This is a genomic window from Mesorhizobium sp. B264B1B (assembly GCF_020165765.1).
Lineage (GTDB): Bacteria > Pseudomonadota > Alphaproteobacteria > Rhizobiales > Rhizobiaceae > Mesorhizobium.
Genome location: NZ_JAIUIS010000024.1, coordinates 1 through 14,585 on the forward strand (window position 1 = coordinate 1; position 14,585 = coordinate 14,585).

The window sequence follows — 14,585 nt, forward strand, 5'->3', positions numbered from 1 at the left end:
CCCCCCCCCCCCCCCCCCCCCCCGGCGGCACTGGCGGCGGCGAACTCGTAAGACTGCCGGTCGCGGACCTTCACGTAGCTCGAGCGGCGGGCGGCGGCGGATCCCGGGATTTCGATGGCGGTGATCATCTCGCCCGGTTCGATCGCGTGTTCCTTCTGAGGCGTGGTGCCGGGCAGCAGGAAAAAGTCGTCGACCAAGACGCGGCGTTCTCCGAGATGGACCACCGCATCGAAGGCGACCAGCGCGGTGGCGAGATCGCCGGGATACGTGGCGATGCAGGCCTCGCTGGTGCCGAGCACCGCATGGCCCCTGGTGACGCCGCCGATCGCCGAACAGCCGCTGCCGGGCTCGCGCTTGTTGCAGGCGGCAAAATTCGAGGGATCGCGGAAATAGGGGCAGCGTGTGCGCTGCATCAGATTGCCGCCGACCGTCGCCATGTTGCGGAGCTGCGCCGAAGCCGCCTGCCACAGCGCCTCCGAGACAGCGGGAAAGCCGCCCTTGATGCCGGCGTGGTCGGCGACATGGCTCATCCTGGCGAGCGCGCCGATGACGGCGCCGCGCTCGTCGATCTCGATGGTATCGAGCCCCTTGAGATGGCTGATGTCGACCAGGCTATCGGGCTCGGCGACGTCGCATTTGGCGAGGTCGATCAGCGTCGTGCCGCCGGCCAGCAGCATGGCGCCGGGCAGGGCGGCCGCCTGGCGTGCGGCGTCGACGGAGTTGGCGCGAAGATAGGAAAAATCCCTCATGACGCGGCCTCCAGCGCTGCCTGGCGCACGGCGGCGACGATGTGCGGATAGGCGCCGCAGCGGCAGAGATTGCCGGCCATGTATTCGCGGATCTCGTCATCGGAGCCGGCATGGCCTTCGCGGATGCAGGCGGCCGCCGACATGATCTGGCCAGATGTGCAATAGCCGCACTGGAAGGCGTCCTGATCGAGGAAGGCAGCCTGCACGGGATGCAGTTCGCCCTCCCGTGCAAGCCCCTCTATGGTGGTGACGGTGCGGCCTTCGGCCTGTGCCGCGAGCGTCAGGCAAGCCAGCACGCGCTCGCCGTCGACATGCACGGTGCAGGCGCCGCACTGGCCGTGGTCGCAGCCCTTCTTGGTGCCTGTCAGGCCGAGGCGGTCGCGCAAGGCGTCGAGCAGTGTGACGCGCGGTTCGAGGTCCAGCGTATGCGGCTGGCCGTTGATATCGAGATGGACGGGGATTGTGGTGTTCGTCATGGGCGTCTGGCTCCAGTTGCTTGACGCTGAGGGAAATGAAGTGGTGTCGGGGCGGGGAAGGGCAAGGCGCAATGTGGTCAGCTTGGCCGATCTCCCCCCGTGCGGGGGGAGATTACGCTCTTCGGCGCCTTCACCAATCCCTGACGGAAATCGGCTTTGGCTTGCAAGCTTTCAGCACGTGACATACCGGTTCCCCTGATTATATGATAAAGGTGCTCCACTAAAGCGGAGGTGCCTCCGTTTATTACGTGGGGGCTGACCCGATGGGGTTCAAGCCCCATATTTCGACAGTGGAGAAAAAATTGGCCGCAGAGCCGTCCGCCATCCCCGACCAGAAGACCGCAGAGGCCAAGCCGCTGCGCGCCGACGCGCAGCGCAACCGCGACCGGCTGGTCGAGGTGGCGGCGTCGGTCTTCGCCGAGCGCGGGATCGACGCCTCGCTGGAGGAGATCGCGCGCCGCGCGGGCGTCGGCATCGGCACGCTCTACCGGCATTTCCCGACACGCGAGCACCTGGTCGAGGTGGTCTACCGCCGCGAGGTGGAGGGGCTGTGCGCGGCCGCCGGCGAACTGGCGGCAAAGCATCCGTCCGACGTGGCGCTGGAAGAATGGATGCGGCGCTTCGTCGACTATATCGCCACCAAGCGAGGGCTTGCGACCAGCCTGCGGATCCTGTTGACGGCGAATGCCAATCTCTATTCCGACACGTCGGGTCGGGTCTCGGCGGCGTTGCGGCAATTGGTCGAGGCGGCGGTGGCCGAGGGCACCATCCGTGGCGATGTCGACGCGTCCGACGTGCTGCACGCGCTGGGCGGCATCTATTCGGCGCCCGACACCCCGGATTGGCGCGATCGCTCGCGCCGGCTGGTCCGGCTGCTGATGGACGGATTGCGGTTCGGCGCCGCCAAGGCTAGGTGAGGGCGACTGGAGACTGGCCTGCGGCTAGCGGGCACGTCCGCGATTTGGGGGCATCTTATGTATGTGGGCCGTTCCTACAAGGTGATGGATTTCGCGCTCTGGTCGCGGCGCAGCGTCATCTACATGGTGGTGGTGAGCGGACTGGCGGTGGCCGCCTACCGTTTTCCCGGACTTGCCGGGTTCTCGGTGCCGTGGTCTGTCGTGCTGGTGCTCGGCACCACGGTGTCACTGGTTGCGGGCTTCAAGAATTCGCAGGTGTTTACCCGCAGCGGTGAAGCGCTGCAGGCCTTTGCGCAAATCACGGCCAGCAGCCGGTTGTGGTCCAATTTCTGCAGGGACTTCACCGACGCCCCGACAGCGAAGCAACTCATCTATCGCCACATCGCCTGGATGACGGCGCTGCGTTTCGCGCTGCGGCGGCCGATGCCATGGGAATCCATGGCGCGGGCCGCCAATATCGAATACCGGCGGCGTTACCATGTCCAGGAGGATACGGGCTCGATCACCGACGAATTGCGGCCGTTGCTAGCCGAGCAGACCGGGGGCGTCCTGAAATCGCCCCGCCCGGCGATCGCCTTGCTCGAAATGCAATCGGTGCAGGTCAACGGCTTGTTCAAGGACGCCAAAATTCCTCCGCAGATCTATGGCGAACTGACAAAACTCATCCGCGACTTCCACGACCAGCAGGCGCGCTGCGACCGCATCAAGAACAATCCCTATCCCCGCCAATACGCCATCGTCAGTTCCATGTTCGTCATGATCTTCTGCACGCTGTTGCCGTTCGGCGTCGTTCCGGTCTTCGCCGAGATGGGCAAATTCGGCGGCGCGCTGGGCTCGATCGCGATCTGGCTGACGATCCCGTTCAGCACGCTGCTGGGCTGGGCATACATGTCGCTCGACCAGGTCGGCGAGAGCAGCGCCAACCCTTTCGAGGGCAACGCCAACGATGTGCCGATCTCGCAGATCTGCCGCGACATAGAGATCGAAATGCGGACCGGGCTCGGCGAGATCGACCTTCCCGCGCCATTGCTGCCTGTCAACGACATCGCGACGTAAGGCCAGTGCCTTACGGCGATAAGCGCGAACCGCCCGGGCGTCATTGGCGATGTGTTTCGCCCCGGGCGGCGCGTCGGCGCCGCCGTCGAAGCGTCAGGTCTTTTCGGGCGTGCACCAGGGGCAGCCCTTGGCGGGTTGCGACGGCTCGTCGCCGCGCCGTGTCGGCTCCGCCTCGATCGGCTCCCGTGTGTCGGGACCGTGCGTCTCACTCGTCCGTGTCATGGTTCTTCTCCTTGATGGGTTGCATCGGCGATTCAAGCTGCTTGCGCAATGCTCTGTTTTTGCAGAGTTTTCTCCAAGCGCTTTGCTTTCTCCCGGCCCGCCTGCCTGTTGGAAATCACGCGCAGCCAAGGCGCCAGATGGAAGGCGCTCATCAGCAGGTACATGGCCGGCATGCCGGTGAGCGGCGAAGAGGTGCCCATGCACAGCATCGCCGCATCGCCGCCGAAGATGCCGGCCAGCAGCGCCATCAGGGCGAAGATCGGCGCTGCGGCGAGGCCCAGCCAGTCGGCGATGCCGAGGCGGGCCGCGTCCTGATCGGGACAGCGGCGGGCGTCTGTATGGATGTCGCTCATGTCTTTCTCCTCGGTTGCGCATTGGCGCAAGCCCGGAAAGCAGCAGCAGTTCTGGGAAAGCTGCCGCCTTGTGAAGAGCGTCCGGCCGCGCTTGCGTGGAGCCGGCGCTCTAGCCAGGCTCTACTGGACGTCCTTGTTGCGGAACGCCGCCTCGCCGGCAGCAGACACTTCGTCCCATTTCCTGTCCGGCGCGGTGTCTGCGTCGTAATTGTCGCTCCAGTTCCACCATTTGTAGGTCGGGGTCTGCGGATAGCCTTCGGGCGAGTCCTCCCAGACCTCCTGGCGGCCGAGCGGCGTGGCGTCGAGGTAGCTCCAGACGGTGCCCATCGCCTCGTCGCCGCGGTTGTTGATCAGATAGGTGCGGAAGATGCGGTCCCCGTCGCGGATGAAGACGTTGTGGCCGTGCCATTCGTCGACGCCGAAATCTTTGTCGAAGCTGTCGGTGATGGTGTACCAGGGCATTGCCCAGCCCATCCGCTTCTTCAACCGCGCAATGTCGGCCTGCGGCGCGCGCGAGGCGTAGGCCAGCGTGGTGTCGCGGGCGTTGAGATGGGCGAGGTTGGAGACCTGGTCGGCACCCAGCGAGCAGCCGCGGCAGGCGTGATCGGGCCAGCCATACACACCCGGCTCGAAGAAGGCGCGGTAGACGATCAGCTGGCGGCGGCCCTCGAACAGGTCGAGCAGGCTCGCTTTTCCGTTGGGGCCTTCGAACGTGTAATCCTTCTCGACGGCCATCCACGGCATGCGCCGGCGCTCGGCGGCCAGTGCGTCCTTGGCGCGGAGCGTCGCCTTCTCCTTTACGAGCAACTGCTGGCGCGCCGCCTCCCATGCTTGCTGGGAAACGATCGGCGGTGTGTGCATTTGCTTGGTCATGGCTTTTGCCTCGCTGTTCCGGTTTGATGTGACGCGACTGACATAGCGCCGGACAGCGGGATGGTGAGAGTTACAAGTGTGGCGGGATTCGCCGTGGCGGGATTTTTTTGATGGATTCGCTGATCACGGCCGCGGGGCTGTTGCTGGCGGCGGGTGACCCGCTCGGCGCGCTCGACCGCGTGGCGTTGCGCGAGGACGCGCCGGCGCTGGCGCTGCGCGGCATCGCCATGGCGCAGCTCGGCGATCTCGACCGGGCCAGGGCTCTGCTGCGGCGGGCGGGGCGCACCTTCGGGCCGAGGGAAGCGGTGGCGCGCGCCAGATGCGTCATCGCCGAAGCCGAGATCGCGCTGGTTTCGCGCGACCTCGGCTGGCCGGCCAAGGCGCTCGACGCGGCGCGGGCGACGCTGGAAAAGCAAGGCGACCGGCTGAACGCCGCGCATGCGCGGCACCTGGAAGTGCGATTCCTGTTGCTGATCGGCCGTCTCGACGAGGCCGAGCAGGTGCTGGCCGGGCTCGATGCGACGCCGTTTCCGCCGGCTTCGCGGGCCGCGCACGAGCTGGTCGTCGCCGGCATCGCCATGCGGCGCCTCAGGACGAAGACCGCGCGCGCGGCACTCGAGCGGGCCCGCCACGCCGCATGGCGGGCCGGCATTCCCGGACTGATGGCCGAGGTCGACAGCGCGTTCCGGGTGCTGGCAACGCCGGCGGCGCGGCTGATCGCGAACGGCCAGGAGCATCCGCTGCTGCTCGAGGAAGTCGAGACCTTGCAGGCATCGGAAGCGCTGGTGGTCGACGGTCTTCGTTATGCCGTGCGCAGACAGGAGGCGCGGGCCTCTCTGGCGACGCGCCCGGTGCTGTTTGCGCTGGCGCGCGCGTTGGCCGAGGCCTGGCCCGGCGACATGCCGCGTGCGGCGCTCATCGCCAGGGCCTTCGGCGGCAGGCACGCCGATGAATCGCATCGCGCCCGGCTGCGGGTCGAGATCGGCCGGCTGCGCGCCGAGCTGCGCGGGCTGGCCGACATCCAGGCGACGAAGCGCGGTTTTTCGCTGGCGCCGAAACGGGGCGGCGAAGTGGTGGTGCTGGCGCGGCCTCTCGAGGAGCGGCATGCGGCAGTGCTCGCCTTCCTCGCCGACGGCGAAGCCTGGTCGAGCTCGGCACTGGCGCTGGCGCTCGCATCCAGCCAGCGCAGCGTGCAGCGCGCGCTGGAGCAGCTTGCCGAGACCGGCAAGGTGCAATGGTTCGGCCACGGCCGGGCGCGCCGCTGGATGACGCCGCCGGTGGCGGGTTTCACGACCACCTTGTTACTCCCGGCGCCGTTGCCGAACGGCTAGGAATGGATCACACGATCAAGGGTGAGGATGAAGACATGAAACATGCGGCGGCCGAAATCCTGCGTGAATACGGCCCCTTTGCGGGCGTGGACGGCGTGCATGGGGTGAGCTTCGATGGGCAGAACGTCTGGTTTGCCTCGGGCAAGGGGCTCACCGCCTTCGACCCGGAGAGCGGGCAGGCGGTGCGCTCGATCGATGTCGCCGCGCATGCCGGGACGGCCTATGATGGCCAGTACCTCTACCAGCTCGCCAAGGACCGGATCCAGAAGATCGATCCCGGCACCGGCGCGGTGCTGTCCACCATTCCGGCGCCCGGCGGCGGCGGCGATTCCGGCCTCACCTGGGCCGAGGGCACGTTGTGGGTGGGGCAGAACCGCCAGCGCAAGATCCACCAGATCGACCCTGAGACCGGGGCGATCCTGCGCGTCATCGAATCCAACCGCTTCGTCACCGGCGTGACCTGGGTCGATGGCGAGCTGTGGCACGGCACCTGGGAAGGCGACCAGAGCGATGTGCGGCGCGTCGACCCGGAGAACGGAGACGTGCTGGAACGGCTCGACATGCCGCCCGGCAAGGGCGTGTCGGGGCTCGAATCCGACGGCGGCGACCGCTTCTTCTGCGGCGGCGGCCCGGGCGGCGTGGTGAGGACCGTGCGCCGACCGAAATGAGGGCTGATCTTTGCGGTGAGCTCACGTGCCGACGCCTGCGGACAAGCGACAGGAGCATCGTCTGTGTCGATCACAGATTCGGCAATTTGTCCGCCGCCGGCTGGCCGTTGCCCGATGCCGGGCCTAGATAGGCTGGACCATCTTCGCAGAGGACCAGACCATGCCTGAACAGATTTCGTTGAACGACGGCTCGACCATTCCCCGGCTCGGCCTTGGCGTGTGGCAAGTCGATCCCGCTATCACCGCCAAGGTGGTGGGTTGGGGGATCAAGGCCGGCTACAGGCTGATCGACACCGCCGAAGGCTACCAGAACGAGAAGGGCGTCGGGGAGGCGATCCGGAGCGCGGGCGTGCCGAGAGGCGAGCTGTTCATCACCTCGAAGCTGCGCAACGGCGCGCACCAGCGCGATGCCGCATTGCGCGCCTTCGAGGATACGATGGACAAGCTCGGTATCGAACAGATCGACCTGTTCCTCATCCACTGGCCGGTGCCCAGCCAGGACAAATATGTCGAGGCCTGGCAGACATTGGTCGAGCTGCAGAAAGCCGGCCGGATCAAATCGGTCGGCGTGTCGAATTTCAACCGGGATCACCTGGAGCGCATCATCGGCGAAACCGGCGTCACGCCAGCCGTCAACCAGATCGAGCTGCATCCGCGTTTCCAGCAGCGCGAGATCAGGGAGTTCCATGCCCGGCACAACGTCCACACCGAAAGCTGGAGCCCGCTCGGCAGCGGCAGGCTGCTCGGCGACCCGACCATAGCAGGCATCGCCGCAAAGCACGGCAAGTCCGCGGCGCAGACGATGATCCGCTGGCATCTCCAGGAAGGGCTGATCGTCATCCCGAAATCGGTCCACCAGGACCGCATATCGGCCAATTTCGACGTCTTCGATTTCGAACTGGACGCGCAGGACCTGAAGGCCATCCGCGGCATGGATTCAGCCGACGGCCGCGTCGGGCCGAACCCTGCGACGGCGGCGTTCTTGTTTTGAGGCCACCAACGTTTTTACTCTACGGCGCCCCCCTCTGTCCTGCCGGACATCTCCCCCACGAGGGGGGAGATCGGCTGTCGTGAATGCTTTCGCCAATTTTCAACTTTGAAAAATGTGGCGCTGGAGCCAAAGCTGCCAATCTCCCCCCTTGTGGGGGAGATGCCCGGCAGGGCAGAGGGGGGCGCTGTCCCGCCAGCCTGTCAGGGCGCGTCTGCCAAACCAGCCGCGATAACGATATGCTGGCAGACATTGTCTATGTCGCGGATGACATCGTCATTCCAGAAGCGCAAGACGATCCAGCCATCCTGTTCCAAGCGTTTGGTTCTGGCCTCGTCAGCATTGGCAAGACCCGGGTCGCCATGTTGTGAACCGTCGACCTCTGCAATCAGCTTTTTCTCCGGGCAGGCGAAGTCTACGATGTAGCCGGCGATGGGGAATTGCCTGCGAAAGCCAGGCCCATCAGCCTATGCGCACGCAGCTCGTTCCAGAGCTTTAGTTCGGCATCGGTCATGATCCTGCGCATCGATTTCGCGTTAGCGCGGTGTCTTGGGGGCAAGGGTGTGTGTGGCATGGTGTGAGAGGCTTGATGCTGAAGTTGGTCACCAACGTTTTTACTCTACGGCGCCCCCCTCTGTCCTGCCGGACATCTCCCCCACGAGGGGGAGATTGGCAGCTTTGGCTCCGGCGCTACATTCTTCAACGTTGAAGATTGGCGAAAGCATTCGCGACAGCCGATCTCCCCCCTTGTGGGGGAGATGCCCGGCAGGGCAGAGGGGGGCTGTCCCGCCGGCGTCTCAGGAGATCAGCAGCTTCAGTGCCTCAAATCCCCGAGCCGTCCAGCTGCTGGGCGTCGTCGCCTTCCCAGGGCGAGGGCATGGAGGCGCGGGCGAGGTTGGCCGAGGGCATCGGCATCCAGCATTTCAGCTCCGGCTCGGCATATTCGACGATGCGGCCGGGCGAGGAGTCCGACGCGCGCCAGCCTTCTTCGCCGAACTGGTCGCCATCCGACCAATAGGCGAGGTCGACTTCCGCCGGCCCCTGCTCGGACGGCCGGACCGTGACGAGGATCCGGCTGCCGTCCTTGGGCGCGCTTGACATGTGGCGCCAGCGGTCGGGCTCATCCATCGCTCATCCTCCTCGAGATCCATTGCCATGCTTCGAGAGGGATAGTCGCCTCGCGTCCGGAAGCGGTCAACCCGGACTTTTCGCAAAACCCGTCGTTGCGGTCGCGACCGCATTGTCGGATTCGATCGGCGCTATCCGTCCTTGGCGTGCATGCCGCAACAAGGAGCGAGGCGATGGCGAGTGACAAGGTCGGGCCGAAACCGCACGGGGCGGACGCGGAGATGAAACTGTTCTTCAGCCGCAACCCCAATCCGCGCCTGGGAGTCGCGGTGGCCCGTCACCTCGGGGCGAAGGTCGCGTTCGAATTCGCTTCGCCTATGGCGCCGGGGCAGGCGGAGCGGTTCCGTCCGCTCAATCCCAATCTTTCCCTGCCCTTGCTGGCCTGGCCTGGAGGGAGCCTCTGGGAAGCGGACGCCATAGCCTGCCGGCTTTCGCGCGACATGGGTTCGGATTTCTGGCGCGCGGGCGACGACGAACCCGAGATGATCCGTTGGCTGAGCTGGGGCAAGGAAGAGTTCGTCAGGGCCTGTGACATCGTGCATTTCGAGCGCGGCACCAAGCAGCGCTATGGCATCGGTCCGATCGACGCGGAAAAGGTCGCGGAGGGACTGGAACAGTTCCACAGGACGGCGCTGATCCTCGAGGCGGCACTTGGCCGGCGGCCATGGCTGGCCGGGACTTCGGTTTCGTATGCCGATTTCCGCATGGCGACGTTCCTGCCCTTCAACGACGCCGCCCGCTTGCCGCTCGGCGACCATCCCGAGATCGAGCGCTGGTATCGCCGGCTCGAAGAGATCGAGGCCTGGCGCGATCCGTTCCAGGGGCTGGACGCGCCCGCATTGGCGCCGGTCCCCGGACGGTGATGCCCGCGTGAGACGACGCGGGAGCGGCCGACCAGGCTTCAGGATTTGATTCGCGATTCCGCTTCAACTGCTTGTTTTCACGTCCATCCGAAACGATTGCGCGCTTGTCATGCGATCGTTCAGCCGGTCCGAGGTTCGCATCAGGCAGGCAGCATTCGCACAACTGTGCGCAACGCCCAACCGGCGGCCATCGGCGCTCGACGCTTTGCAATCGGATTGATAAGTCCCTCTGCGAAGGAGCGGCTGAGTCTGACATGACCGTTGCGATCGAGATGGGACAGACGACCGCCGGCGCGCCGGCGGCGCTGGACCTTGAGGAACTGCTGGCGACGCGGCTTTTGGTGCAGGGCAATTCGGGCTCCGGCAAATCTCATTTGTTGCGCCGGCTGCTGGAGCAGAGCGCGCCCTGGGTGCAGCAGACCATCATCGACCCCGAAGGCGACTTCGTGTCGCTGGGCGAACGCTTCGGCCATCTGGTGATCGATGCCGAGGAACATACCGAGCGCGGGTTGCAGAGCGCCGGCGAGCGGGCGCGCATCCACCGCGTCTCCACGGTGCTCAATCTCGAAGGGCTCGACGCCGAGAACCAGATGCGGCGCGCCGCCGCCTTCCTCGGCGGGCTGTTCGAGGTGGCGCGCGACCATTGGTATCCCATGCTGGTGGTGGTGGACGAGGCGCAGCTTTTCGCGCCGGCGGTGGCCGGCGAGGTTTCCGACGAAGCGAGAAAGCTTTCGCTCGGCGCCATGACCAATCTGATGTGCCGCGGCCGCAAGCGTGGGCTTGCCGGCATCATCGCCACGCAGCGCCTTGCCAAGCTTGCCAAGAACGTCGCGGCCGAGGCTTCCAATTTCCTCATGGGCCGCACCTTCCTCGACATCGACATGGCACGTGCCGCCGATCTGCTTGGCATGGAGCGGCGGCAGGCGGAGGCTTTTCGCGACCTAGAGCGCGGGCATTTCATGGCGCTGGGCCCGGCGCTGTCGCGCCGCCCGCTCGGCCTGCGCATCGGGCCGACGGATACGAGCCCGCGCAACGGCACGCCGCGCCTGATGCCGTTGCCGGAAGCGGCATTGGAGGATGCCCGCGCGATCATCCTGGCGGCACCGCCGCCGGAGGCCGCGCGGCCGCAGCGGCGGATGACATCGCCGGACCTGCTCGACCAATTGATGGCGGCGAAGTCGGCGGCGCTGGAGATCCGCCCCGAACCGGCCGAGCCGGCGCCCAGCGCCGAGGACCTGGCGGAGCGGCGCGAGCGGATGGACCGCATCCTGCGCGCCATCCTGGCGGAGCCCGATGCGGGCTTCCGCGTCATCGGCGTGCTCTACCAGGAGTTCGTGGTGCGCTGCCGCATCGAGGGACTGGCCTCGGTCGTGCCCGATCTGCAGGAGTTTCGCCGCATGCTGACGCGCGCCCGCGCCGGCGTCGGCTCCGATATGGCCGAGGACGATGCGTGGCGCGACGTCTCCGTGCGCGCTTCGCTGCTACCCGAGGACATGCAGGGCGTGTTCATGATGATCGCCCGCGCGGCCAAGGAAGGCTGGCCTTGCCCGAGCGACGCCGCGATCGCCCGCGCCTATGGCTCGCACTCCATGCGCCGCGCCCGGCGCCTGCTCACCTATATCGAAGAGCAGGGCCTGATCGTGTGCCAGCTCGACGGTACCGGCCGGCGCACCGTCACGCTGGTGGAACTCGCCTGGGCGACGGCGCCGGGCGACCCAAATGCGGCGCCGGGCGACCGCAACGCGGCGCCGGGCGATCCCAATACCGAGGAGACGGAGCAGGGTAGCCTGGCGCTGTGATCAATGCATGCGCGCGGCACGGTTGCGGTTTTCCACTGGAACATAACGAGAACATGTGATACTCTATCGCATCGGTGAGTCTTGCGCGGTACGGTCGAGGGCGATGGGAAAAGTTTCACAGATTCGCGGGTCGAAATTGCCTGCCGTCTTGCGCTCGGTGGCTGATGCATTGCGAGTGGCGCGCGCGGAGCTGTCGAAGGCTCGCCTGCTGGCGCGCGCATGGTGCGAGACGATCGATGAATGCGACCGCGAAACCTATGCGGTTTCGCTGACCCGGCGCGCGCTGGAGGCCTTGTCGGCGGCCCTCGGCATTTCCCCGGCGATCTGCCCCTCGCTCGCCTTCGATACGGAGGCGCTGGACGAGCCGGCTTCCGCGCTTGCGCACAGCATCGGGGAGACCGCCGCGCGGCTGCCGATCCTCGAAGCGCTGCATCTCGTCACCAGCCTCTATCCGGTCCTGCTGCCGACCAGGGAGCGCGGTGAGCGCGGTGCCTTCTACACGCCGCCGGCGCTGGTCAATCGCCTGCTCGACCAGGCCGAGGAAGAGGGCCTGGACTGGCGCAGCGCACGGGTTCTCGATCCCGCCGCCGGCGGTGGGACGTTTCTGTTTCATGCCGCGCACCGCATGATCGCCGCGCTCGGCGATTGCGAGCCAGCCTTCGCGCTCAGCCATGTCGGCACCAGGCTTGCCGGTTTCGAGCTCGATCCCCTCGCGGCGCGGCTGGCGCAAGGCGCCCTGGAGATCGCGCTCGCCGATATCGCGACCAGGGCCGGGCGCGCCGCCCCCGCCATCGTGACGGCCTGCAACACGCTTGAAGCCGATCCGGAACCCGTCTTCGATCTCGTCGTCGGCAATCCGCCCTATGGGCGGGTCTCGCTGCCGTCGCGATTGCGCGAGCGCTATGCGCGCGGCCTCTACGGGCACGCCAATCTCTACGGCGTTTTCACCGACGCCGCGCTGCGCTGGACCAAGCCTGGCGGCCTCATCGCCTTCCTGACGCCGACAAGCTTTCTCGGCGGCCAATACTACTCGGCGCTGCGCAGCCTTCTGGCCAACGAGGCGCCGCCCGTCGCGATCGACTTCGTGCATGCGCGGCGCGGCGTTTTCGAGGACGTGCTGCAGGAGACGCTGCTTGCCGTCTATGTCAACGGCGCGCAGCCGCGGCGCGCGCAGATCCACTACGTGACCGTCGCCTCCGAGACCGAGGCCGGGATTGCCCGCAACGGCACGATAGGCTTGCCATCCGACCGCGCCATGCCTTGGCTTGCGCCGCGCACGCCGGAGCACAGCCGGCTCATCGCCCGGGCCGAGACGATGACGCATCGCCTCGTCGACTGGGGCTATGGGGTTTCGACCGGCCCGCTGGTCTGGAACCGCTTCAAGGGTCAATTGCGCGATCGCGCCGGCGGCAAGGGGGTGCATCCGTTGATCTGGGCCGAAGCCGTGACCTCCGACGGCCAGTTCGCCTATCGCGCGCGCAAGAAGAACCACGCCCCTTACTTCAAGCTGGAGGCCGGCGATGGCTGGCTGCTTGTCGAGGAGCCCTGCATCCTCGTCCAGCGCACCACCGCCAAGGAACAGGCCCGCCGCCTGATCGCCGCCGAACTTCGCCAGGAATTCATCGATGCGCATGGCGGCGTCGTCGTCGAAAACCATCTCAACATGGTCCGCGCGACCGGCAGCACGAAGGTGCCGGCGGCGGTCGTGGCGGCGCTATTGAATAGCCGTGTCGTCGACGATCTTTTCCGCTGCATCAGCGGCAGCGTCGCCGTTTCCGCCTTCGAGCTCGAAGCGCTGCCGCTGCCGCCGCCCAGGAGCATCCAGGCATTGGAAAGGCTGGTCACCGCCGGTGCACCGCGCGACAGGATCGAGGCGGAATGCAGCCGCCTCTACGGTGAGCCTGCATGACGGCACGGCCGCCCTATGCGACGCGCGATCTTGTCGCCGGGCGCTTGCCGCTGATCTTTCCGGAAGGCACGCCGAACCGCATCTATTGCATCCGCGAACTTGCCGCCAGCACCGTGTTCGCCGCTCTCTACATCGGCGCCGTCGAGGGTTCGGGGCGATTCCTGGGCCCTGTCCATGTTTATCGCATGACCCGCGAGCAGGCGGCGCTGGCGGACGATGCAGATCGGGATGCCTATGCCGCAACTGTCCTGCGCAAGAACGGCGCCGTCGCGGGATCACGCTGGTACGCGGACAATACGCGCGAGCCCATCCGCGACGAGACGCTGCGGGACGGGCTGGTGGCGATCGGCTCGGTGCTGCGTCGCGAGGATCTGCCGACGACTTCAGGCCAGCCCCGCTATGCGCTGAGGGCGGCATTTGCAGCCCTGTTCGACCCGGCGCTGGAAGGCGAGGCGCTGGAAACCGCCATCGCGGACTTCCAGGAAACGCATCTCAGCAAGGGCGCGCTGGCCCGCGTGACCATCATGCGCGCCGGCGCTGTCGCCAACACCGCCGGCATCCGCGTCACGTTTCCGAACGGCGACACCAGGCTTTTGGCGCCGGGACCGAGTTCGGTCATCGCTCAAGCCGTCATCGAGGTGTTCGCCAAACGGTTTCTCGCCGCCCCTGCCATGTTGTGGCTGAGCGAGAGCGGCAACAAGGTGGTCCTGCGCGACGACGCCATCGCCAGTGCGATCGGCCTCAAGATCGAGGCCGACAGGAACTTGCCCGACATCATCCTCGCCGATCTCGGCCGCAAGGAGCCGTTGATCCTGTTCGTGGAAGTGGTGGCGACCGATGGCGCGATCACGGATCGCCGGCGCGATGCCCTCCATGCTGTCACGGACGCGGCCGGTTTCGACCGAAAACAGATCGCGTTCCTGACCGCCTATCAGGATCGCCAGTCCGCCGGCTTCAAGAAGACCGTCGCGCAGCTTGCCTGGGGCTCGTTCGCCTGGTTCGTCTCCGAACCCGGCCAACTCCTCGTGCTTCATGACGGCGCGGCCGACGGGCGTCCATTCGGCAGCTTGCCTTGGACAGTGATGTAATAACGCTTCCCCAGCGTCACTAGGACAGCCGGTCGATACACGGATTATCCGGTGTTGCGCTCCGTTGGCGGCCTAGCCTGCTATGTTTAATGTTGGAGTTATTGTATAGGAATAAGGTCTGGCGAATAGCACTTCGTTTGTTGGGAACGAGTAGCATTTCGTTTG

Annotated in this window: 15 protein-coding genes and 1 pseudogene; 9 read left to right on the forward strand and 7 right to left on the reverse strand. The window is 66.4% G+C overall.

Features of this window, described 5'->3' with window-relative positions; genetic code table 11:
* Both LB547_RS30690 and LB547_RS30695 read right to left on the reverse strand, forming a co-directional pair.
* On the reverse strand, nt 1-749 hold a 749-nt coding region (locus LB547_RS30690; RefSeq protein WP_224703001.1), incomplete at its 3' end, for an FAD binding domain-containing protein.
* Entirely contained in the window at nt 746-1,225 is a 480-nt protein-coding gene (locus LB547_RS30695) for a (2Fe-2S)-binding protein (RefSeq protein WP_140759736.1), read from the reverse strand. The genes LB547_RS30690 and LB547_RS30695, both read right to left, overlap by 4 nt.
* Nucleotides 1,226-1,527: 302 nt before the next feature.
* Between LB547_RS30695 and LB547_RS30700 the strand changes: the two genes are divergently transcribed.
* Both LB547_RS30700 and LB547_RS30705 read left to right on the forward strand, forming a co-directional pair.
* A complete protein-coding gene (locus tag LB547_RS30700; protein ID WP_140500115.1) occupies nt 1,528-2,142 on the forward strand; it encodes a TetR/AcrR family transcriptional regulator in 615 nt (204 codons plus the stop codon).
* A 57-nt stretch (nt 2,143-2,199) separates the two neighbouring features.
* On the forward strand, nt 2,200-3,198 hold the full coding sequence (locus tag LB547_RS30705) for a bestrophin family protein (RefSeq protein ID WP_140500113.1): 999 nt from the start codon (nt 2,200-2,202) through the stop codon (nt 3,196-3,198).
* A gap of 93 nt (nt 3,199-3,291) precedes the next feature.
* On the opposite strand, the gene LB547_RS32450 is transcribed toward LB547_RS30705, so the two are convergent.
* From LB547_RS32450 to LB547_RS30715, 3 genes are all read right to left on the reverse strand, one after another.
* Nucleotides 3,292-3,420, reverse strand: coding sequence for a hypothetical protein (locus tag LB547_RS32450; protein WP_263483591.1), 129 nt, complete (start codon nt 3,418-3,420; stop codon nt 3,292-3,294).
* Nucleotides 3,421-3,452: 32 nt separating this feature from the next.
* Nucleotides 3,453-3,773: a hypothetical protein gene (locus LB547_RS30710; RefSeq protein ID WP_140759739.1), complete on the reverse strand. Its 321-nt coding sequence runs from the start codon at nt 3,771-3,773 to the stop codon at nt 3,453-3,455.
* Nucleotides 3,774-3,893: 120 nt separating this feature from the next.
* Nucleotides 3,894-4,646: a DUF899 domain-containing protein gene (locus LB547_RS30715; RefSeq protein WP_140671010.1), complete on the reverse strand. Its 753-nt coding sequence runs from the start codon at nt 4,644-4,646 to the stop codon at nt 3,894-3,896.
* A 110-nt stretch (nt 4,647-4,756) separates the two neighbouring features.
* Between LB547_RS30715 and LB547_RS30720 the strand changes: the two genes are divergently transcribed.
* From LB547_RS30720 to LB547_RS30730, 3 genes are all read left to right on the forward strand, one after another.
* Nucleotides 4,757-5,977: a helix-turn-helix domain-containing protein gene (locus LB547_RS30720; protein WP_140521470.1), complete on the forward strand. Its 1,221-nt coding sequence runs from the start codon at nt 4,757-4,759 to the stop codon at nt 5,975-5,977.
* 35 nt (nt 5,978-6,012) lie between these two features.
* Nucleotides 6,013-6,645, forward strand: coding sequence for a PQQ-binding-like beta-propeller repeat protein (locus LB547_RS30725; protein ID WP_140759742.1), 633 nt, complete (start codon nt 6,013-6,015; stop codon nt 6,643-6,645).
* 160 nt (nt 6,646-6,805) lie between these two features.
* Nucleotides 6,806-7,636 carry an aldo/keto reductase gene (locus LB547_RS30730; protein WP_140759745.1) on the forward strand — a complete coding sequence of 277 codons (831 nt, stop codon included), beginning with the start codon at nt 6,806-6,808 and terminating at the stop codon, nt 7,634-7,636.
* A gap of 200 nt (nt 7,637-7,836) precedes the next feature.
* On the opposite strand, the pseudogene LB547_RS30735 reads toward LB547_RS30730, so the two are convergent.
* Both LB547_RS30735 and LB547_RS30740 read right to left on the reverse strand, forming a co-directional pair.
* Nucleotides 7,837-8,207 (reverse strand): annotated as a pseudogene (locus LB547_RS30735) (endonuclease domain-containing protein).
* A 248-nt stretch (nt 8,208-8,455) separates the two neighbouring features.
* Complete coding sequence (locus tag LB547_RS30740; RefSeq protein ID WP_140500102.1) at nt 8,456-8,761, reverse strand: hypothetical protein; 306 nt, start codon at nt 8,759-8,761, stop codon at nt 8,456-8,458.
* A 221-nt stretch (nt 8,762-8,982) separates the two neighbouring features.
* On the opposite strand from LB547_RS30740, the gene LB547_RS30745 reads away from it, so the two are divergent.
* The 4 genes from LB547_RS30745 to LB547_RS30760 all read left to right on the forward strand — a co-directional run bounded on the left by LB547_RS30745 (nt 8,983) and on the right by LB547_RS30760 (nt 14,420).
* Nucleotides 8,983-9,624 carry a glutathione S-transferase family protein gene (locus LB547_RS30745; protein ID WP_140759905.1) on the forward strand — a complete coding sequence of 214 codons (642 nt, stop codon included), beginning with the start codon at nt 8,983-8,985 and terminating at the stop codon, nt 9,622-9,624.
* Nucleotides 9,625-9,878: 254 nt separating this feature from the next.
* On the forward strand, nt 9,879-11,423 hold the full coding sequence (locus tag LB547_RS30750) for an ATP-binding protein (RefSeq protein ID WP_224655998.1): 1,545 nt from the start codon (nt 9,879-9,881) through the stop codon (nt 11,421-11,423).
* Nucleotides 11,424-11,559: 136 nt separating this feature from the next.
* The gene (locus LB547_RS30755) at nt 11,560-13,332 is read left to right on the forward strand and encodes a class I SAM-dependent DNA methyltransferase (RefSeq protein WP_224655997.1); all 1,773 of its coding nucleotides are present in this window, start codon (nt 11,560-11,562) and stop codon (nt 13,330-13,332) included.
* Complete coding sequence (locus tag LB547_RS30760) at nt 13,329-14,420, forward strand: BsuBI/PstI family type II restriction endonuclease (protein ID WP_140622960.1); 1,092 nt, start codon at nt 13,329-13,331, stop codon at nt 14,418-14,420. Before LB547_RS30755 ends, LB547_RS30760 begins: the two co-directional genes overlap by 4 nt.
* Nucleotides 14,421-14,585: the final 165 nt, after the last annotated feature.